Origin of the sequence: Deinococcus planocerae (genome assembly GCF_002869765.1) — a bacterium.
Lineage (GTDB): Bacteria > Deinococcota > Deinococci > Deinococcales > Deinococcaceae > Deinococcus > Deinococcus planocerae.
In genome coordinates, this window is record NZ_PNOR01000041.1 from 1 (window position 1) to 19,619 (window position 19,619).

Here is a 19,619-nt window from a genome sequence, read left to right on the forward strand (position 1 = left end):
CGAGTCAACGCCTCTTTCCGGCTCGTCGGGGCTTATCGCAGGTAAGCGCGTCCTTCATCGGCTCCAGTGCCAGGGCATCCACCGTGGACCCTTGTTCTCTTGACCATTCTGTCTCTGTCCTCAACCCACTCTCCCATAGGGAGAGACGGGTAGATTCGTGCATTTCTCGCTCGCACCTTCGCTTGTCATGCTGCTCGCCTCAACCGAGGCTCAGAAAAGATACAGGCCCGCCCCCGTCTTGTCAAGAGCCTGACCTTGGCCCTGAGCACAGGAGGCGTGGTACGCTCCGGCCATGCAGGTCAAGGTGGTGTTTTTCGCGCGTCTGAGGCGGGAATCCGGGCTGGAGACAGCGAGCCTGGACGTGCCGAGCGGCGCGACGGTGAGGGGGCTGGCGAGTCAGGTCGAGGCACAGTACGGGCTGAGCCTGCGCGGCTGCATGGTGGCCGTCAACGAGACGTACGCCGCGCCGGACCAGCCGCTGAGCCCCGGGGACGAGGTGGCTTTCCTGCCCCCGGTGGCGGGTGGCTCCGAGGGAGAGACCCGGTGCGAGGTGGTGACCGCGCCTCTCTCGCTGACTGAGGCCGATGCCTTCCTGGTGCGCCCGGAGTACGGGGCGCAGGCTTATTTCGTGGGCACGGTCCGTTCGCCCAACCGGGGCAGGAGGGTGGATTTCATCGAGTACGAGGGCTTCGCCCCGATGGCCGAGCAGGTGATGCAGGGGGCCGCCGCCGAGGCCCGCGGGCGGCACGGGGAGCTGCGGGTGATCGTTCAGCACCGCCTGGGCAGGCTGCTGCCCGGCGAGGCGAGCATCCTGATCGGCGTGGCGAGCCCGCACCGACGCGCGGCATTGGAGGCGTGCGACTTCCTGATCGAGCACCTCAAGGTCCACCTTCCTGTCTGGAAGCACGAGGCGGATGAGGAGGGCGAACACTGGGTAGACGGGCAGACCGGGCATCCCACCCTATAACGCCGGGAGACGACCACGCGCCGCCTCTGTTCAACGGGAGCGGGGCTGCGGGTTGCTGCGGGCGTGTTCCTCGAAATGGAGGTAATACCGGCTCGCCAGCGCGGCCATGAGCACCACGACGAACCCGAGGACGGCGAGCTGGGGCCAGCCTGACCGCCCCGTCACGAGCCCGTTGAACACGAAGTGCAGGGCGACGCTCAGGAGCAGACCGCGCGAGCGCCACCAGCGTCCGCCGCGCAGGTGACGGCCTCCCAGGGCGTACCCCTGCGGGGCGCTGAACAGGGCGTGGGCCAGGGTGGTGAGCAGGGCGTGCCACGTGGCGGCGGGCGCGCCGAAGCCCAGCGTGTAGGTGACGTTCTCCAGCAGGGCGAAGCCCAGCGCGGCGGTGACCGCGTACACGAGACCGTCCATCGGCTCGTCGAAGGCGCGCTCGGTGGTCGCCGTGCTCGCCGCGAGGAACTTGGTGACCTCCTCGATGACCGCGGCGAGGAGCAGCACGAGCCATACCACGTCCAGGCGCTGAAAGCTGCCCTCGAAGGCGGCGGAGACGGCCCAGGCCACCATGCCCCACGCGAAGGTGCGCGCGAGCAGCCACGGGGGCTCGGGGTGGCGGTCGCGCCGCACGAAGAACCACAACCACCCGAACGTCAAGATCACCGACAGGGCGAGCGGGAGGGCGACGGACACGCCGGGCCCTAGGTGCGGACGAGCCGAGCGGGGGCGGCGAGCACCGACTGGTGGGCGAGGTGGGTCAGCGCCAGGGCGAGCGCGTCGGCGGCGTGGTTGTTGAACAGCTCACCGAGGCCCAGGGACGCCTTGACCATGTAGATCACCTGCTCCTTGTCGGCGCGGCCCGTGCCCACCACCGAGCGCTTGACCTGCATGGGGCCGTAGGCGTGAACGGGCACGCCCGCCTGCGCGCACGCGAGCTGCACCACCCCGAAGGCCTGCCCCACCTTGAAGGCCACGTCGGCCTGGCGGCGCAGGATCTGGTCCTCGATGGCGACCGCATCGGGCCGGTACTCCGCCAGGAGACGCGAGACCTCCTCGTGGAGGTACTGGAGGCGGCGCGGCATCACCCAGGCGCTCTCGGTGGTCAGGCAGATGTGGTGAAGGTGGCGCGCCCGGCGCACGTCTCCCTCGACCAGCCCCAGGCCGAGGTTGGCGAGGCCGGGGTCGACGCCGAGCACGATCATGCGGGCAGGATAGCAAGTTCCCGCGCGAACGCCGGTGATTTTTCGCGTGCCGGACGCTGCGCCCGCCGGCATGACCGCAGAGCCGCCACGAAACACCGCCCGGCGAACGTGCGCGGGCGGAGAGGGGGGATGGCCGGGTCAGTGGCTGCCGCAGCCGCCGCTGCCCGCCCCGTCGGGGGACTGGGAGCCGTCGGTGCGGAAGGAGTGGCCGCAGCCGCAAGAGCTCGTGGCGTTGGGATTGTGGACCGTGAAGCCGCCGCCCATCATGTTCTCCACGAAATCCACCTCGCTGCCGAGCAGCAGGGGCAGGCTCATGCGGTCCACGACGAGCTTCACACCGCGGTCCACCACTACGGTGTCGCCCTCGAGTTCGCGGTCGTCGATGGCCATGCCGTACTGGTAGCCGCTGCATCCGCCGCTCTTGATAAACACGCGCACTCCGGCGTTGTCCTTGCCGCTTTGCGAGAGGATCGCCAGCGCCTTCTGGGCGCCGAATTCACTGATGCTGAGAGGACGGGCGGGCGCGCCGTCCTGGAGGTTGGAGTTCAGGGTCGCCGTCATGCGTGAAGCGTAACACCATTGGGGAAAGGAAAAAGTGCCCGGGAGGCAAACTCCGCCGCCTGCGTAGACAGCGCCCCCGGCACGCCCCAGGCCCTTGCATGAAGGTTGTCGCTTACATTCCTTGAGCGCATTCGTATTAAGATTGGGGTATGACCAACCCTTACGCCGAGTGGTTCGAGCAGCTCCGCGCGGAGTACGGCGAGCAGCTCGGGGCCATGCCGCTGCCCGAGGGTCTGCCCGAGCACCTGCGGACGCTGATTCTGGCGGGCGACGAGCAGGCCATCCAGTTTATGATCAAGCTCGCGTGGCAGTTCGGCGCCCAGGTCGGCTACGCGGCGGGCACCAAGCGCGAGGAGGCCCACACCGTCGTGAGCCGCCCGAGCCGCGTGCAGGCCTGACCCCGGGCCCGACCCCCTCCCCCACCCCATCTGGCCCCACCCCGAGGCCGGATGGGGTGTTTCGGTGGAGGGGGCGGGGCGCTCTGCCATCATGGGCCGCATGACCTCCCCCTTCGCCGCGCCCCTCGTCCTCCAGGCTCAGTTCTCGGAACGTGTGTGGGGGGGAAGGCGGCTCGCTCCCGAGGCCCCGTCCCCCGTGGGGGAGGCGTGGGTGGTGTACGAGGGCAACGTGGTGGCGGGCGGGCCCCACGCCGGGCGCACCCTCGGGGGGCTGAGCGGGGCCCACCCGGCGGAGGTGCTCGGAAGCCGCGCGCGGGAGGAGCGCTTTCCGCTGCTGATCAAGCTGCTCGACTGCGCCGAATGGCTGAGCGTGCAGGTCCACCCGGACGACGGGCAGGCGCGCGAGTTGGCGGGAGAAGGGCAGCTCGGCAAGACGGAGGCCTGGCACATCCTGGAGGCCGAGCCGGGGGCCGAACTCATCGCGGGGGTGCGCCCCGGGACCGGGACCGACGAGTTGCGCGCCGCCATCTTGGAGGGCCGGGTGATGGACCACGCCCGGCGCCAGCCCGTCTCGGCGGGGGACACGGTCCTGATGCCCGCCGGAACGCTGCACGCGCTGGGGCCGGGCCTGTTCCTCTACGAGGTGCAGCAGACCTCGGACCTGACCTACCGCGTCTACGACTGGGACCGCCCCCCGAGCGCGGGCCGAGCCCTGCACCTGCGCGAGAGCGCCCTCGTGACGACGAACGCGCAGGCTGCGGTCGAGCACAGCGGCCCCCCCCGGGCCGGGGAAGCGCAGGAACTCACCCGCTGCGACTACTTCATCCTCGAACGCCTCGCGGGCGGGGAGGCCGTGGAGGGCGACACGCGCGGCGAAAGTTTTCACGCCGTGACGGTGATCTCCGGGGAGGCACGGCTGAGGTGGGAGGGCGGCGAGGTCACGCTCGGGGCCCTCGACTCGGTGGTCGTCCCGGCGGCCCTGGGAACGTACCGCCTGGAGGGGGACTTCACGGCCCTGCGCTCCCGGCTGCCCTGAATCGGACGGGACACCCCAGGTCGCGGGGATGGACCTGGGGTGCCGTTCGGACGGACGCGCTCAGGGGCGCGAGGAGTCCTGGTCCTGGCTGATCGTGGGGGCGGAGGCGAGGGCCTGGAGGCCGAGGTTAAGGAGGGTGTCCTGGCCGCGGGTGAGGAGGCGGATGTCGGCCTCGCCGCCGTCGTGGGCGACGTTGGGGGTCACGCGCACGGGGTAGGGGGTGCCGTCGGGCTTGGCGTAGTTCAGGATGGTGAGTTGCAGGGCGGCGTCCTCGCCCACCGGGAAGATGCGGGTGGCCGTGTTGCCGACGCCCGCGGTGGCGCTGCCGATCACCGGGCCGCGCCCGGCGTACTGGACCTCGTAGGCGAAGAACTCGCTGCACGAGGCGCTGCCGCGGTCCACGAGCACCGCGAGCGGCCCGGTCCAGAGCTGGGGGCTGCGCACGCTGCCGAAGCTGCGTCCGTTCTCGAAGCGGGTGCCGCGGCTCACGCGGGTCGAGTCGTCGCCCTCGGCCCCGCGCGCCACCCGCGTGAAGGCGGGCACGAAGGCACTCACCGAGCTGTCGCATTCGGCGAGGCTGCCCCCCGTGTTGCCGCGCAGGTCCACGATCAGTCCCTGGGCCCCGCGCGTGCGCGCCTGCGCCACGAGGTCGTGCACCTGCTGGGCGATGCCGCCGCCCGCCAGGAAGGTGGGGATGCGCAACACCGCGACGTTCTGGGCCGCCCCCGCGAAGCTCAGCCGCGGCAGGTCACGGGTGGAGCTGTCGCGTGAGGTCAGCGAGACGGTGAGGGGCGAGCCCCCGCGCTCCACCCCGAGGCTGACCGTGCGGCCCGCGATCCGCGCGTCACGCAGTCCCGCGAAGGTATACGGCTGGCCGTCGAGGGTCAGCAGCACGTCCCCGCGCGTCAGGCCCGCCTCCTCGGCGGCGCTCGCGGGCACGACCTCGAGCACCACCCGGTTCTCGCCGTCGAGGGGAGCGAGCTTGACCCCGAACTGACGGCGGTTGCCGCCCGTGGCGCTCGCCACGAAGTCCCGGAAGTCCTCGGGCGTCTGGAAGAAACTGTGCTCGTCGCCGAGGGCCGTGAGTTCGGCCTCGATCACGGGGTAGGCCTTCTCGGCGGGGCAGGTCGTCGGCGTGGGCGCGCACGCGGCGTCGAGCCGCGCCTGGTACTCGCGCCCCAGGGCCACCCGGTCCACCGTGGAGAGCCCGCCGTACTCCTGCTGGAGCAGGAGGTTGACCTGATCGAAGGTCGCCTGGGCGGGCGAGACGGACGCCGCGCCCTGGGCCCCCGCCACCGGGCCCAGCGGTCCGGTCGTGAGCAGGGTCGCGGCAGCGAGGACGGACAGGTGGGAGGCCGCGCGGCGGCGGGAGAGGGGGGTCATGACCCTTCTCATTCTGCTCTGAACAGATGGGAAGTTGGTGGGCCGAAAAAGCCGCGTGAGTCACAAAAAAGCGGTCCGCTCTCCGCCGCCCAGGACAGGCCATCGCCCTTAGCGGGGGTTTGGAAAGGTCGGCTGGACGGGCTGCCCTGAGCTTCCAGCACGGGCCCCCTGGCGTTGGAAGCTGACGTCCCCTACACCACCGGGCGGCGCTGGTAGAGGTCCACGATGCGGCGCAGGAAGCGCAGACCGGGGACGAGGCTGCTCGCCTGGACCCACTCGTCCTCGCGGTGGGCGTTGCCGCCGCGGTAGACGCCGACCGCGATGGCGGGCAGCGAGTGGGGCACGGCGGCGTTGGCGTCGGTGCTGCTCGACGCGAGGCGCAAGTCGGTGCGGTGCTCGAGTGCGGCGTCGCGGGCGAGGTCGAGCAGGGACTCGGCCCCCAGGTCCCCACCGGGGCGGTCGCCCACCCGCTCGAGATGGACGTTCACCCCGACCTCGCGGGCGGCGGAGTGGATCGCCGCCTGCGCCCGCGCGTCGAGGTCGGCGAGGACCTGCGGGTCGAGCGAGCGCAGGTCGAGGAGGAGTTCGGCGCTCCCGGCGATGGAGTTCACGCTCGTGCCCCCCGAGGCGAGGCCCACGTTGAGGGTGGTGCGCGGCGACAGGGGGCGGCGCAGGGCGTACAAGGCGCTGATCGCCACCCCGAGCGCGTGCAGGGCGCTGGGAGCCTGGTCGCCCCACGAGTGTCCGCCCGGCCCCAGGAAGACGGCCCGGTAACGCCGCACCCCGACCGCCCGGGTGACCGCCACGCCGAGGTAGCCGTCCACCGCGATGAAAGCCCCGAGCTCGGGGCGGTGGCGGGCGAGGAGGTGCTTGGCCCCGCGCAGGTCGCCCAGGCCCTCCTCGCCCACGTTGGCGGCGACCCAGAGGGGGCGGCGCAGGGTGGCCTCGTGCCCACGCAGGCCCTCCAGCAGGGCGGTCACGACCGCGAGGCTGGCGCTGTTGTCGCCGACGCCGGGGCCGATGAGTCTTCCGCGTTCCTCGCGCACGGTCACGTCGGTGCCGCGGGCGAACACCGTGTCGAGGTGGGCGGCGAGGAGCAAGGCGGGGCGGCCCTCGGTGCCGGGGGGGGTCAGGCGGGTGAGGACGTTGCCCACCTCGTCGCGCTCGGTGCGGTAGCCGAGCCCCCCCCACAGCTCGGCCATCAGCGCGGCGCGCGCCTCCTCCTCGAAGGTGGGGGCGGGCGTCTGCGCGATGCGCGTGAGGTACGAGAGGGGCATCGCGGGCGATTGTAGCGGCTGGGTTCGGCGCAAGGTCGCAACCCCTTCCCCCATCGTTCCGGGGTGGGGAACGGCACGACCCCCGGCCACTTGGACCGGGGGCTCGAAAAAGGGCGAGGTCAGCGGCGCAGCATCCGGCTGCCGATCATCCCGGCGAGGCCGACCAGCCCCGCCTTGACGAGCGGGTTGCTCAAGGCGCCGCCCTGACCGAAGGCGGCCTCCAGCGGGCTGCGGCCATCCTGCATGGGGGCCTGCGCGGTGCGGGTGTAGGCCTCGATCATGTCGTCGTCGTCGTCGTGGCGGACCTGCTGCACCGGGCTGTAGGGGCTTTGGACCATCGCGTCGCCCATCTGCCGCCGCTGATCGGCGGGCATCTGCCCGAAGTACTCGCGCATGATCTGCTGGCGCTCGTCGGGCGAGGCGTTTTGCATGTAGTCCTGGATGTAGGCGGCGGCCTCCTGCGGGCTGACCATCCCGTCCATGTTGGTGTCGCGGGGGTCGAGGCGGGCCATCTGCTCGTGGCGGTCACGTTGCTGGAAGAACATGGGAGCACCTCCTGTGGAGTGGGGGGTAGAGCGTGCGGACGCCTCTCAACCTACGCACCTCCCCCCCAGCGTGCGTGAGGGCACACTTCAGGGCGATTTATGCCCCCCGCGCGAAGCGGGCGAGCGGGTGAGGCGGGACAATCGAGCGCCGGGCGCCGCGTTAGATTGCGTTCTATGCGTTCTCTCGTCCTGATCGGTCACGGCTCCCACCTCAACGGCGAGTCGGCGGGCGCGGTGTACCGTTACGCGGAGCTGCTGCGCGGGCGCGGCCTCTTCGACGAGGTGGTCGAGGGTTATTGGAAGGAAGAACCGTCTCTGCGGCAGGTGCTGAGGACCACCGCGAGCACCGACGTGACGGTGATCCCCATGTTCATCTCCGAGGGCTACTTCACCGAGACGGTGATTCCGCGCGAACTCGGCCTGGGTCACCAGGGCCCGGTGCCCCCGGAGGGCGTGGCCCGGGTTCTCGGCGGGCGGACGGTGCGCTACACCCTCCCCTACGGGGTCCACCCGGGCATGGGCGACGTGATCCTGGCGCGGGCCCGCGAGGCGCTGCCCGACCTGAACGCGGAAGACACCGCCCTGATCGTGCTCGGGCACGGCACCACCCGCAACGAGAACTCCAACCGGGTCATCTACGGCAACGCCGACCGCCTGCGCGACAGTGGCCTCTTCGCGGAAGTCCATGCCCTCTTCCTCGACGAGGAGCCCAAGGTGGGCACGTGGCCGGACCGGGTGAAGGCCCCCCGGGTGGTCGTCGTGCCCTTCTTCGCCTCGGAGGGGTGGCACACGCTGGAGACGATTCCCGAGGACATGGGCCTGACGGGCGAGGTGACCGAATTCCCGGAGAACCCGCACGGCGCGCAGACGGTGTACTACGCGAGGCCCGTCGGGACCCACCCGGCGGTCGCGGACGTGGTGCTGCACCTCGCCGAGGAGGCGCGCGGGGCGTCGGAGCGGGGCGGGGACGAGGAGCGGGCGCACGCGGAGGCGTGGAAGGCCTTCCTGGCCCTCGCGCGGCGCGGCACCCGGCTCGGGGAGGCGATGGTCACCCCGCACGCGGGCATGTTCGAGCTACGGCACGCCCTCGACGAGGGGCGCCCCGCCGACGACCTCACCACCGCCGTCACCCCCGAGGGGCTGCGCGACCTGACCCGCCGGGACGAGGGCGGGCACCACCGGCCCGTCCACACCCTGCGCAACCTGCCGCGCGGGTGGCGGGCGGTGCTCTCGGAGGCCGACCTCCCGCGCGGGATCCACTATCTCTACCCCGCCGTGGTCGAGGAAGGGTACGCCCAGCACTGCCACAGCCTGCACGCGACGCCCTGGCCCACGACCGCCCGCCGCCAGACCGGCATCTACGCCAAGGTCACCCGCGCCACCCCCGAACAGGTCGAGGACGTGGCGAAGGACGTGTGCGGCGGCTGCCTCAAGACGCGGCTGTGGGCCGGGGAGAAGCTGCCCCGCACCTTCTTCTCGGGCGTGCCGGGCGCCATTCCCTGCGCCGAGGCCTGCACCTACCTCATCGCCGAGGTGCGCGAGGAAGTCAGCGGCAAGCGCGGGGGGTCGGGCGCGGGGCACGCGGACTGAGCAGGGGGGTGTGACAAGCCCCTCCCCGCTTTTCCACCCCCCGCCACCGACAACCCACATCCTTCCGTGAGAGACTGCCCCCCATGACCGCCCCGCGCACCCCTCACCCCGCCACCCCCTCCAAGAAGCCTGCGGCGGGTGTGCCCAAGACCGTCTGGGACCTCGTGTTCACCCTGATCATCCCGATCCTGATCCTGAGCCCCAACATCCTGGGCAGCGGGATCAGCGTCGCGGAGAACGTGTTCGGGGGTGGGACGGCGGGGAACATCCGGGCGTACCTCCTCGCGGCCCTGATTCCGGTCGTGTACGTGCTCGTGGACCTGTTCGTCAACCGCAACGTCAGCCCGGTCGCCCTCATCGGCGGGGCGGGGGCGATCCTCTCTGGGGGGCTCGCCTTCTGGTACGTGGACGGCTTCTGGTACGCGATCAAGGACAGCGCCCGCTCGTACCTGACGGGCCTGCTCTTCCTGATCAGCGCGGCGACGAGCGTGCCCCTCTTCCGGGTGTTTCTCGACGCCGCCAGCATCGGGGAGAAGCCGGGGGACCGCGCGGCCACCCAGCAGGCGATGCGCGACCCGCAGATTCACCGCGCGCTCGCCCTCGGGACGGTCGCCTTCGCGGTGGTGGACCTGATCGGCGGCGTGGTGAACAGCGTCGTGAACTTCGACCGGGTGACGGCCCGCTTCGGCACCGACGCCTTCAATGCCCAGATCGCCGAGGTCAACGCGATCATGCGTGTGCCCGCCTTGATCATCAGCCTCGCCGGGGTGGCGCTGGCCCTGTGGCTCGTGCAGAACGCGGTGCGGCGGCGCTACGGGGCGGGAGCGAGCCTCTTCGAGCCCGCCAAGCTGGCCGAGCGGATGCGGGAGCGGGGGGAGCTGACGGCGTAGGGCGTGTGGCTCGTCGCTTGTGGAGAAAAATGAACGGAAGGAAGGCCCCGCCGTGTGCGGGGTTTTCTCTTTTTCTACAAGCTACGCGCCACGAGCCACAGGCTCATTCCCCCGTCCGCGCCCGCCGCTTCTGGTATGCGCCCGTCAGCAGCTCCGCGATGTACTCGCGGGTAAAGGGCATTCCGCTCGCCTCGGCGACGGCGATCTCGGCGGCGCGGTCGTAGGTCAGCCGCACGAAGGAGGCGGTGTGGGCCGGGCCCTGCGGGTCGAATTCCAGGATCAGGTAGCTCGGGAGGGTGCTGTCGAGCGGATTGCCGACCGAGCCCGTGTTGATCAGGGGGCGGCCCTCCACGTCGAGCATCAGGGTCTCGTGCACGTCGGCGTAGACGAGGGCGTCGGCGTGCTGGCGCAGGGCGAACTGGGGATTAGGCGCGAAGGCGTCGAGCTGCTCGGCGAGGCTGGAGTGGGGGTAGAGGCGGTGGAAGAGGCCCTTGCTGCTCGCGTGGACGAAGCGCCACCACGCGCCGCCGAACTGCTCCTCGATGCCGTAGGGCAGCCCGGCGAGGTAACTGAGCTGCCCCGGCGTGAGCTGGCTGCGCGGCCAGAGGTCCTGCGGGCGGTGGGTGGCCCCGGCGACCCGGGCGTCCCAGTTGCCCTGGATGACGCGGGTGGCGTGCGCCTGCGTCCACTCCACCACCTCACGCGGGCGCGGCCCCTTGCCCACGAGGTCGCCGAGCACCCACAGTTCGGTGATTCCCCGCCTCTGAATGTCCGCGTGGACCGCCAACGTCGCCTCCAGATTGGCGTGCAGGTCGGCGAGGACGGCGAGGCGGATCATGAGGGGCAGTTTAGCCCAGGGGCCCGGGAGGACCGTAGCAGGCTGAAGGAAGAGATTAGGGGGGAGGCGGTCCCCCGACCTACGCTGGGGCAGATGAGCGCCGAACCCGCCCTCGACCGCGCCGCCCTGCTCCGGGTCCTGGGGTCGGAGTACGGCCTGGAGGTGGAGAGCCTGACCTTTCTCCCGGAGGGCACGGCCCCCGCCTACCGCGCCGAAGGGTCCGGTGGGCGCTTCTTCGTCAAGGTGATGCCCGGGACGGCTCACGGTGCCGAACTGAGGAAGCGCGTCGCGGCGGAGTTACCGCTTCTGCGGGCCTTGCGGGGGCTCGGCCTCCTGACGCGGGTACCCCAGCCCCTTTTCACCCGGGACGGGGCCGACTTCGCGGGGGTGGAGGACTGTTTCCTCGCCCTCTTCGCCTGGATCGAGGGAACGAACCTGGAATCCGGGTGGACGGGGGCGCTGGGCGAACTCGCCCCTCTGCTCAGCCACCTGCACGCGGGGACGGAGGAGATCGTCACGCTCGTTCCACAGCTTCCCGTTCCCCCGGAGGACTTCGGCCTGCCCTTCGAGAGGGGGCTGTCGGACGACCTGCGGTTGTTGAAGACGGTCCGCCAGGACGACCGGCCTGGAGTTCGCGCCCTGCGTGACCTCCTGCCTCCCTATGAGGCCACCATCGAACGACTCCTCAAGTCGGCCCGGGGGTTCCAGGCCGCCGCCCGTGCCCGGCCCCACCGGTACGTCGTCTGCCACACGGACGCGCACGGGGGCAACGTGATGCGGGACATGAGCGGCGACCTCTGGATCATCGATTGGGAGACAGCCCGCCTCGCGCCGCCCGAACACGACCTGTGGATGCTGCACGAGCGGCTGCCAGAAGTCCTGCCCGCCTACGAGGCGGTGGCGGGACGGAGCGCCAACCTCGATCCCAACTTGCTGGGCTTCTACCTCTGCCGCCGCGCACTGGAGGACGTGGCGAGGGCCGTGAACCTGATCCTGCACCAGAACACCCGCCCGGAGCAGGATCAGGACTGCCTCACAGGACTGGACCGGGACATCCTTCCGAGCGTGGCCGGGGCGGAGGGGGCATTGGAGGCGTTGCTGGGACGGCTGGACGCCGGGTAGGGCGGGCGGCCCTACAGCCCCCCCCGCGGATTCACGTCCACCCGCACCCGCGCCTTCCACGAGCGGTCGAGGGTGGCGAGAAGCTGCGCGAGCCGGGTGTCGTCGCGCGCCCGCAGCAGGAGGTGGTAGGGGTACACGCCGCGCAGCCGGGCAACTGGGCTGGGCGCCGGACCCAGCACCTCGTGTGCGTGCGCCCCGGCCCCGTGCAGGGCGTCGAAGACCTCCTGGGCGGCGATCTTCGCCCGCTGGGGATCACGGGCGGCGATTTCCACCTGGGCGAGGCGGGCGTGGGGCGGGTAGCCCAGGGCGGCGCGGGCCCGCTCCTCGGCGGCGGGGGAGGCCAGGGCGTCGCGGCCCTCGACGAGAACCCTCAGCGCCGGGTGGTCGGCCTGGAAGGTCTGCACGACGAGCAGGGGGGCCCGCAGCGGGTGCCACTCGGCGAGCTGGCGCAGCAGGCGGTGGTAGCGCTCGGAGGCCCGGAAGTCCGAGAGGTTGAGCCAGGTGTCGGCCAGCGTCACCCCGATCAGGGCGAGGTCGGGCGGGGCCTCTTGCGAGAGGAGGAGCTGGGTGCCGACGACGACGCCGCTCCCCCCCGCGTGGAGGGGTGAGAGGTCGTCCTGGCGGTCGCGGTCGTAGCGGTAGACGGGGAGGCCGGGGGCGAGTTTCTCGACGGTCTGCGCGATCCACTCGGTGCCGGGGCCGCGCGCCTTCCACATCTGCTCGCCGCACACGTCGCAGCGGTCGGGGACGGCCTCGCGGTAGCCGCACTGGTGGCAGGTGAGCTGCCGGGTCTCCTGGTGGAAGCGCAGGGCCACGTCGCAGTTGCGGCACTGGGGGGTGTGCTCGCAGGTCGGGCAACGCAAGAGGGCCGAGTACCCCCGCCGGGGGGCGAGCAACGCCGCCTGCCGCCCGCGTTCCTGCACCTGCCGCAGCAGCCGGGCGAGGTCGTGGCTCACCGGGTAGCCGAGGTCGCCCGGGGTGAGGTGAACGCCGCTGAGGGGCCCGAGTTCAGGCTGCTCGGGCGGGTTGGCGTAGTCCACCACGTGCACCCGGGTGCGCGGCGGGGGCAGCACCGCGCCGGGGAGGGGCACGCTCTCGGCGGCGGGGGCGCTGCCCACCAGCGCGAGGGCCGCGTCGTGGGCGGCGGCGACCCGCGCGGCCACGTCGGGGATGAAGGCGTGCGAGCCCGCCGGGAGCTTGTAGGCGTCGCTCGCCTCCTCCAGCACGACGATCAACGCGGGGCCTTGCAGGGGCGCGGCGAGGGCGAGGTAGCTGCCGATCACCAGCCGCGCCTCCTCCGAGCGGATCAGATTCCAGGTGTGCTCGCGCTGCTCGGGGCTCAGGGCCCCGCTGACCTGCACGGCGCGGGTGCCCGCCGTCCCCGCGAGGCCGGAAAGCCCCTCCCACGCCCGGCGCAGGGTCGCGTGGTCGGGGGCGAGGACGAGCACCCCGCGCCCCTGGACGAGCAGGCGGGAGAGGCGGGGAGCCAGGGTACGGAAGCGCGACGCAGGGCGACCCCCATGCAGCCGCCACGCCGGACCCTCCGGCAGGCGGTCGGGGTCGGGCGTCAGCCAGGGCGCCCCCGGTTCGGGCAGGGGTGGGGGCGGCGCGGCCTCCTGCACCGCGTCCGCCCACCCCCGCGCGACGAGGGTGCCCGCCCCGGTGGGCGAGAGGGGCACCCCGTCCGCCGTCGCCCCGTTGGCCCACGCGCTCAGGGAATCCACGGGGCCGCCGTGGATGAGCCAACTCCAGGCGGCGGGCGGGTCGGTCTCCACCGCCACCTGCTCGGCGCCGCCCGCGTTCAGCACGCCGGACGCCACCCCGCTGCCCACCCCCGCCCCCCGCGCCCAGGCGCTCAGGCTGGCCTGCGGGCCGTGCTCGGCGAGCCACGCCCAGGCCTGCCGCCCCTTGGGGGTGAGCGTGGCGGGGGCCTCGGGGACGGCCCGGAGGACGGTCTTGGTCCTCGCGTCGGCGGGCACGGCGGCCAGGGGCCGGGCGCGGACGAGCCCCCGGGTGCGCGGGGTGGGCCGGAAGCTCTCCTCCAGCAGCCCCTGTTCGCGGATCGCGTCGAGGAGGGCGGGGGGGTAGTCGCGCGCGCCCGCCCATTCCCCCGTGGGAGCACGGTGACCGAAGGCGCTCAGGTCGGCCCCCGGCACCGCCCGGACGCGGTGGTCGAAGCGGGCCGTCCAGCCCACGCCGAGCAGGTCGCCCCACACCAGCCCGGCGGGAAGGCGGGCGTCGCGGGCCCAGGCCGTGACCGCCTCGACGGTGGCGGGGGGCACCCAGGGCCCCTCCTCGTCGTCGAGGACGTGGACGGCCTCGCGCAGGCGGTGGGCGCCGTGGGGTTCGCCCCCGCCGACGACCAGGGCCACGGCGAGGTCACCGCGCCAGGGCACGAGGACCCGGCAGCCCACGGGCACCGCCCCGCCCCGCCCGTGGGGGGCGGCGTAGTCGAGCGCGGGCACCGGCAGGGGCACCACCACCCGCCAGGGGACGGGAGGGGGGGAGGCGGGCGGCAGGGTCACACGCTGCATTGTGGCGGGTCCCTCCCGGCGCCGGGGTGAGCGAGCGGGGTTGACACCCCACCCTCCCCCACCACCGCCCGCGCTAAGCTCGCCCGCGTGACGACCGTGCCCGCCCCCCACCCCGAGACCGACCGCACACGCTCCGGCCTGGGGCTGGCCCTGGTGTCGGCGCTGGGCTTCAGTACCCTGGGCATCTGGGGCAAGCTCGGGGGGCAGGTCGGGCTGGGCAGTTTCGACCTCCTCGCGTGGAGATTCGGGCTCGTCGCGCTCGTCTTGCTGCCCCTGGCGGGCCGGGAGCTGACGTGGCGGGAGCGCGGGCCGCTGCTGGGCGTCGGGCTGATCTACGCGCTGGCGACCACCCTCTATTTCACGGCGCTGGGGCGGATCACGGCGGGCACCACCTCGCTGCTGCTCTACCTCGCCCCGGCCTTCGTGATCCTGTTCGGGTGGCTCGCGGGCAGGCGGCCCGGCGGGGCGCGGCTGGGGGCGGTCGCGCTCGCCGCACTCGGGCTGGGGCTGGTGGTCGGCGTGCCGGGGGCGGGGGACCGTGACCCGGTGGGGCTGGCGCTCGCCGCCGGGTCGGGCGCCCTGTACGCCGCCTACCTCCTCGCCTCGGAGCGGTGGCTGGGCGGGGTGGCCCCGCTGGCCTCGACCGGGCACATGGCGCTCGTGGCGGGCGGGTATTTCGCCCTGCTCGCGGCGGGGAGCGGCACCCTGCACCTGCCGAACACCCCCGCGCAGTGGGGCGTGATCGCGGGCATGGCGGGGCTCGCCACCCTCGTCGCCGTGCCCGCCCTGTACGGGGCGGTCGCGCGGCTGGGCGCGGCGCGGGCCAGCCTCGTCGGCACGCTGGAGCCGCTCTTTACGGTGCTGCTCGCCTTCCTGATTCTTAGAGAGGCGCTCCGCCCGGCAGTGCTCCTCGGCGGCGGGCTGATCCTGGCGGGTGCCGCGCTCGCCCAGCGGCGCACGACGTAGCGGCCCCGGCGCCCTATCCTGGGCCCACTTCAAAGGGGGTCGGGATGACGTTGAGGGCTCGGCGGAGTTGGGCGGGTCGGCTGGGGCGGGGGCTGCTGTGGGTCGTGCTCCTCGTGCTTCTGGCCGCGCTGGCGCTGGTGTTGTGGCTGAGGGCGACCTCGAATCCGCGGGTGCGGGGGACGGTGACGCTCCCGGAACTTTCGGGTCCCGTGACGGTCACGCGTGACAGGTGGGGGGTGCCGCACATCCGGGCGGGGGCGAGCGACGAGGACGCGGTGTTCGCGCTGGGTTTCATCCACTGGCAAGACCGCGCCTGGCAGATGGACTTCCAGCGGCGGGTGGCGCAGGGGCGCCTGGCCGAGGTGCTGGGGGCAGCCGCCCTGCCGCAAGACCGCTTCCTGCGCACCTGGGGGTTCCAGCGGGACGCCCAGAGCATCCCCCCCGCCCTCTCCGAACGGTCCCGGCGCTTGGTGCGCAGTTACACGGCGGGCGTGAACGCGGCCATGCGCCAGGGCAAACTCGCCCCCGAGTTCCGCGTCCTGGGCTACACCCCGGAAGCCTGGACGGACGTGGACAGCGTGTCGTGGAGCAAGCTGATGGCCTACGACCTCGGCGGCAATTACGACGACGAGGTGCTGGGCACCCACGTCGTGAAGCGGCTCGGCGCGCGCGGCCTGAACGAGGTTCTGCCCCCCTACCCGCAGGCGGCCCCCACCGTCCTCAGCCGGGACGAACTCGGGCTCACCGGGCGGGCGGTGCGGACGCAAGAGCAGACCGCCGCCCTCCCCGACGCGACCGTGCGGGCCCTCCAGGCGCATCTCGACGCCGCCCGGTCCCTCGGCCTGGAGCGCATCCCCGGCAAGGGGAGCAACAACTGGGTGATCGGCGGCCAGCGCACCGCGAGCGGCAAGCCCATCCTCGCCGACGACCCGCACCTCGCCCTGACGAGCCCGATGCTGTGGTATCTGGCCGACATTCGGGGGCCCACCCTGCGCGCCATCGGGGCGACCATCCCCGGCCTTCCGGGCATCGTGATCGGGCGCAACGACCGCATCGCCTGGGGCGTGACGAACGTCAACCCCGACGTGCAGGACCTCTACGTCGAGCCGGAGAACGCGAGGCTCACCGAGCGGGTCGAGGTCATTCGGGTGAAGGGCCAGCCCGACGTGCGCCTCACCGTCCGCCAGAGCGCGCACGGTCCCATCGTCAGCGACGTGGGCGCGGGCGAGGTGGGACCGCGGGTGGCGCTGAAGTGGACGGCCCTTCAACCCGGCGACACGACCTTCGACGCCTTCCTGGGCCTGAACTACGCGCAGAACTGGGAGGATTTCGTGGCCGCCCTGGAGCGGTACGTGGCCCCCAGCCAGAACTTCGTCTATGCCGACGTGGACGGCAACACGGGGTACTACGCGCCGGGCCGCATCCCCATTCGGCAGGGCTGGGACGGCTCCCTCCCCGTGCCGGGCGACGGCACGCGTGAGTGGGCGGGCTTCATCCCCTTCGGGCGGCTGCCCCACACCTACAACCCCGCCGACGGGCTGGTCGTCACGGCGAACAACAAGGTCGTGCCGGAGGGCTACCCCTACAACCTCGGCAACGTCCGCAACTGGGCCGAGCCCCACCGCGCCGAGCGCATCACGGCCCTCCTGAGCGCCAAACCCACGGGCCTGACCCTGGACGACGTGAGGCGCGTGCAGCTCGACGCGGTGAGCCTGGTGTGGCGCGACCTGAAGCCCTTCCTGCTCGCCACCCGGCCCGGAGACGACCTCAGCCGCCAGGCCCTCGCCCGGCTGCGCGGCTGGAACGGGAACGAGACGACGGACAGCGTGGAGGCCACGATCTTCGAGGCGTGGCTCGCGCAGCTTCAGGCGATGGGGCAAGACGAGCTGGGGGGCGAGACGCGGGTCAGCAGCCTCGCCGTGCTGGGCCAGCTCCGGGCCGACGGCGAGCTGTGCCGCGACGAGGCCGAGGGACGGCAGGGCTGCGCCTCGGAACTCCAGGCCAGCCTGCGCCGGGCCGTGGAGGGCCTCGCCGCCCGCCTGGGCCCCGACCCCAGCGGCTGGACCTACGGCAAGGTCCATACCGTCGCCAGCAACCACCGCGCCTTCGGGAGCGTGAGGGCCCTCGCCTGGCTTTTCAACCACGCCACTCCCACGCCCGGCGGCACGAACACCGTCAACGTCGCCCGCCCCGACCCCGAGACCCTGCGGCAGACCCACGGCCCGAGCTACCGCCAGATCGTCGACCTGAGCGACCCGAACCGCAGCCTCTACGTGGGCAGCCTGGGGCAGGGGGGCCTCCCCCTCGGCGAGCATGTCTCCGACCAGCAGGCGCTGTGGGCACGGGGCGAGTACCTCCCGATGAGCACGGACGAGCGCGACTGGGGCCAGGCGCGGACCCTCACCCTTGAGCCGGGGAGGTAGGCGGCGGGCCGCCCGGAGCGTCCGCACGAGGCGGGGAAGGGGCCCCTCTCGTCAGCCGCCCCGGCGCTCCTCCCCCTGAAGGGTGAGCACCAGCCGCCGCGGTCCGCCCTCGTCCCGGTGCTCGCACAGGTAGAGGCCCTGCCACGTGCCCAGCGCGAGGCGACCGTCACGGACGGGCAGCGTCAGGCCGGGGCCGAGCAGGCTGGCCTTGACGTGGGCCGCCATGTCGTCGGGCCCCTCCAGCGTGTGCTCGAATCCCGGCCACCCGTCGGGCACGAGGTGATTGAAATACCGCTCGAAGTCGCGCCGCACGTCGGGCGAGGCGTTCTCGTTGAGGGCGAGGCTGGCCGACGTGTGCTGAATGAAGACGTGGAGCAGCCCCACCCGCACCCGCGCGAGTTCGGGCACGGCACCCAACACTTCCCGGGTGATGAGGTGGAAGCCGCGCGGGAGGGGGCGGAGGCGCAGATCGTGTTGGGCCCACATGGGGGCAGGGTAGTGGGAACTGGTCGGGGGTGGGTGGGAAGGGAGAGGGAGGCCAGCCCACTCAAGCCTGCCCGGTCAGGTCAGCCCTCCCCTCCCGCAGGAACTCGCTCTCTCCTTAGCCCCGCCCGTACGGCTTGCCGCCCCCGCCCGTGCCGAAGCCCGCGTCGGCGACGGTGCGGCCCGTGGGCGTGCCGGGCAGGGTGGGATGGGCGGGAGCGCGGCCCGCCGCCTGGGGCGTGGCCCCGCCGCCCGCGCCCGCCGGGGGAGCGTACCCGGCGGCGGCCCCGACCCCCGCGGTCGGGTCGTTGGCGAGGCGGGCGAACTCCTTGGGGTCCACGGCGCGCTCGACCCCGGTGTCGTAGGTGATCACGCGGCGGCGGTAGAGGTTCGCCAGGAAGGCGTCCATCGTGACCATGCCCTCGCGCGCCCCTGTCTGCATCGTCGAGACGATTTGAAAGGTCTTGCCCTCGCGGATCAGGGAGCGCACGGCGGGGTTGGCGATCAGGAGTTCGTAGGCGAGGACCCGGCCCGAGCCGTCCGCCTTGGGGAGAAGCTGCTGGGTCATCACGGCGACGAGGTTGCCCGCGAGCTGCACCCGGATCTGCTCCTGCTGCTCTTCCGGGAACACGTCCACGATGCGGTCGATGCTCTCGGGGGCGGAGTTGGTGTGCAGGGTGCCCATCACGAGGTGCCCGGTCTCGGCGGCGGTGACGGCGGCCTTGATCGTCTCGTAGTCGCGCATCTCGCCCACCAGGATCACGTCGGGCGCCTGCCTGAGCGCGGCGCGCAGGGCGGCGTTGAAGCTCTGGGTGTCGGCCCCGACCTCGCGCTGGTTCACGATGCTGTTCTTGTGCGTGTGCATGAACTCGATGGGGTCTTCGATGGTGACAATGTGCAGCCGCTTGGTCTGGTTGATGTGGTCGATCATCGCGGCGAGGGTCGTGCTCTTGCCGCTGCCCGTCGGCCCGGTCACGAGCACCAGCCCGCGCGGCGCGTTCGCGATGTCCACGACCTGTTGCGGCAGCCCCATCTCCTGCGCGGTCTTGATGCGGGTGGGGATGAGCCGCAGCACCCCGCCCACGTTCCCGCGCTGCATGAAGGCGTTCACGCGGAAGCGGGCCTTTTCGCCCAGCGCGAAGGAGAAGTCGAGTTCGCGCTTTTCCTCGAAGGTGCGCTGCTGCTTCTCGTTCATCATCGAGTACATCAGCTTGCGCGTCTGGGTCGCCACCAGTTCGGAAAAGCCCTGCGGGTCATACACGCCCTGAAGCTTGAACTGCGGCGGCAGCCCCACGGTCAGGATCACGTCGGACGCGCCCTTGTCGGCGGCCACGCGCAGGATGTCGGTGATGTCGGTCGGGGGGATGGTCATGGGGAAACCTCGGTGGGTGGGGAGTGGTCAGTGGTGAG

The 19,619-nt window shown here is 72.4% G+C and carries 18 protein-coding genes and 1 rRNA gene; 8 read left to right on the forward strand and 11 right to left on the reverse strand.

The features are described 5' to 3' along the window. A 23S ribosomal RNA gene (locus A7B18_RS18065) occupies nucleotides 1–105 on the reverse strand; the annotation flags it as partial. Nucleotides 106–292: 187 nt separating this feature from the next. Between A7B18_RS18065 and moaD the strand changes: the two genes are divergently transcribed. Continuing rightward, a complete protein-coding gene (moaD, locus tag A7B18_RS18070) occupies nucleotides 293–967 on the forward strand; it encodes a molybdopterin converting factor subunit 1 (RefSeq protein ID WP_102128089.1) in 675 nt (224 codons plus the stop codon). A 30-nt stretch (nucleotides 968–997) separates the two neighbouring features. Here moaD and A7B18_RS18075 read toward each other — a convergent pair whose 3' ends face one another. The 3 genes from A7B18_RS18075 to A7B18_RS18085 all read right to left on the reverse strand — a co-directional run bounded on the left by A7B18_RS18075 (nucleotide 998) and on the right by A7B18_RS18085 (nucleotide 2,724). Then, nucleotides 998–1,654, reverse strand: coding sequence for a PrsW family intramembrane metalloprotease (locus A7B18_RS18075; RefSeq protein WP_102128090.1), 657 nt, complete (start codon nucleotides 1,652–1,654; stop codon nucleotides 998–1,000). Nucleotides 1,655–1,662: 8 nt separating this feature from the next. Beyond that, entirely contained in the window at nucleotides 1,663–2,163 is a 501-nt protein-coding gene (gene ruvC, locus A7B18_RS18080; RefSeq protein ID WP_102128091.1) for a crossover junction endodeoxyribonuclease RuvC, read from the reverse strand. Nucleotides 2,164–2,301: 138 nt separating this feature from the next. After that, nucleotides 2,302–2,724, reverse strand: coding sequence for a HesB/IscA family protein (locus A7B18_RS18085; protein ID WP_102128092.1), 423 nt, complete (start codon nucleotides 2,722–2,724; stop codon nucleotides 2,302–2,304). 149 nt (nucleotides 2,725–2,873) lie between these two features. Between A7B18_RS18085 and A7B18_RS18090 the strand changes: the two genes are divergently transcribed. Next, nucleotides 2,874–3,122, forward strand: a complete 249-nt coding sequence (locus A7B18_RS18090) for a DdrH (RefSeq protein ID WP_102128093.1) — start codon at nucleotides 2,874–2,876, stop codon at nucleotides 3,120–3,122. Nucleotides 3,123–3,222: 100 nt separating this feature from the next. Beyond that, nucleotides 3,223–4,158, forward strand: a complete 936-nt coding sequence (locus A7B18_RS18095; RefSeq protein WP_102128114.1) for a type I phosphomannose isomerase catalytic subunit — start codon at nucleotides 3,223–3,225, stop codon at nucleotides 4,156–4,158. Between the two features lie 60 nt (nucleotides 4,159–4,218). On the opposite strand, the gene A7B18_RS18100 is transcribed toward A7B18_RS18095, so the two are convergent. From A7B18_RS18100 to A7B18_RS18110, 3 genes are all read right to left on the reverse strand, one after another. Continuing rightward, nucleotides 4,219–5,541 (reverse strand): S41 family peptidase, encoded by a 1,323-nt coding sequence (locus A7B18_RS18100; protein WP_180970227.1) that lies wholly within the window; start codon nucleotides 5,539–5,541, stop codon nucleotides 4,219–4,221. Between the two features lie 191 nt (nucleotides 5,542–5,732). After that, entirely contained in the window at nucleotides 5,733–6,818 is a 1,086-nt protein-coding gene (locus A7B18_RS18105; RefSeq protein ID WP_102128095.1) for a M20/M25/M40 family metallo-hydrolase, read from the reverse strand. 119 nt (nucleotides 6,819–6,937) lie between these two features. Continuing rightward, the gene (locus A7B18_RS18110) at nucleotides 6,938–7,363 is read right to left on the reverse strand and encodes a hypothetical protein (protein WP_102128096.1); all 426 of its coding nucleotides are present in this window, start codon (nucleotides 7,361–7,363) and stop codon (nucleotides 6,938–6,940) included. A 99-nt stretch (nucleotides 7,364–7,462) separates the two neighbouring features. On the opposite strand from A7B18_RS18110, the gene A7B18_RS18115 reads away from it, so the two are divergent. Together A7B18_RS18115 and A7B18_RS18120 are read left to right on the forward strand one after the other, a co-directional pair. After that, a complete protein-coding gene (locus A7B18_RS18115; protein WP_281260173.1) occupies nucleotides 7,463–8,953 on the forward strand; it encodes a DR2241 family protein in 1,491 nt (496 codons plus the stop codon). Nucleotides 8,954–9,036: 83 nt separating this feature from the next. Continuing rightward, a complete protein-coding gene (locus tag A7B18_RS18120; protein ID WP_102128098.1) occupies nucleotides 9,037–9,843 on the forward strand; it encodes a VC0807 family protein in 807 nt (268 codons plus the stop codon). A 103-nt stretch (nucleotides 9,844–9,946) separates the two neighbouring features. On the opposite strand, the gene A7B18_RS18125 is transcribed toward A7B18_RS18120, so the two are convergent. Continuing rightward, complete coding sequence (locus tag A7B18_RS18125) at nucleotides 9,947–10,681, reverse strand: metallophosphoesterase family protein (RefSeq protein WP_102128099.1); 735 nt, start codon at nucleotides 10,679–10,681, stop codon at nucleotides 9,947–9,949. A gap of 93 nt (nucleotides 10,682–10,774) precedes the next feature. On the opposite strand from A7B18_RS18125, the gene A7B18_RS18130 reads away from it, so the two are divergent. Next, nucleotides 10,775–11,803 (forward strand): aminoglycoside phosphotransferase family protein, encoded by a 1,029-nt coding sequence (locus A7B18_RS18130; RefSeq protein WP_102128100.1) that lies wholly within the window; start codon nucleotides 10,775–10,777, stop codon nucleotides 11,801–11,803. An 11-nt stretch (nucleotides 11,804–11,814) separates the two neighbouring features. Here the strand turns inward: A7B18_RS18130 and A7B18_RS18135 are convergent, their stop codons facing one another. After that, on the reverse strand, nucleotides 11,815–14,328 hold the full coding sequence (locus A7B18_RS18135) for a primosomal protein N' family DNA-binding protein (RefSeq protein WP_245872959.1): 2,514 nt from the start codon (nucleotides 14,326–14,328) through the stop codon (nucleotides 11,815–11,817). Nucleotides 14,329–14,424: 96 nt separating this feature from the next. On the opposite strand from A7B18_RS18135, the gene A7B18_RS18140 reads away from it, so the two are divergent. Then, the gene (locus A7B18_RS18140; protein ID WP_102128102.1) at nucleotides 14,425–15,303 is read left to right on the forward strand and encodes a DMT family transporter; all 879 of its coding nucleotides are present in this window, start codon (nucleotides 14,425–14,427) and stop codon (nucleotides 15,301–15,303) included. A 44-nt stretch (nucleotides 15,304–15,347) separates the two neighbouring features. Then, nucleotides 15,348–17,726 carry a penicillin acylase family protein gene (locus A7B18_RS18145; protein ID WP_102128103.1) on the forward strand — a complete coding sequence of 793 codons (2,379 nt, stop codon included), beginning with the start codon at nucleotides 15,348–15,350 and terminating at the stop codon, nucleotides 17,724–17,726. A gap of 51 nt (nucleotides 17,727–17,777) precedes the next feature. Here A7B18_RS18145 and A7B18_RS18150 read toward each other — a convergent pair whose 3' ends face one another. Together A7B18_RS18150 and A7B18_RS18155 are read right to left on the reverse strand one after the other, a co-directional pair. Continuing rightward, entirely contained in the window at nucleotides 17,778–18,212 is a 435-nt protein-coding gene (locus A7B18_RS18150) for a secondary thiamine-phosphate synthase enzyme YjbQ (RefSeq protein WP_102128104.1), read from the reverse strand. 115 nt (nucleotides 18,213–18,327) lie between these two features. After that, on the reverse strand, nucleotides 18,328–19,581 hold the full coding sequence (locus A7B18_RS18155) for a type IV pilus twitching motility protein PilT (protein ID WP_102128105.1): 1,254 nt from the start codon (nucleotides 19,579–19,581) through the stop codon (nucleotides 18,328–18,330). Between the last annotated feature and the right edge of the window lie 38 nt (nucleotides 19,582–19,619).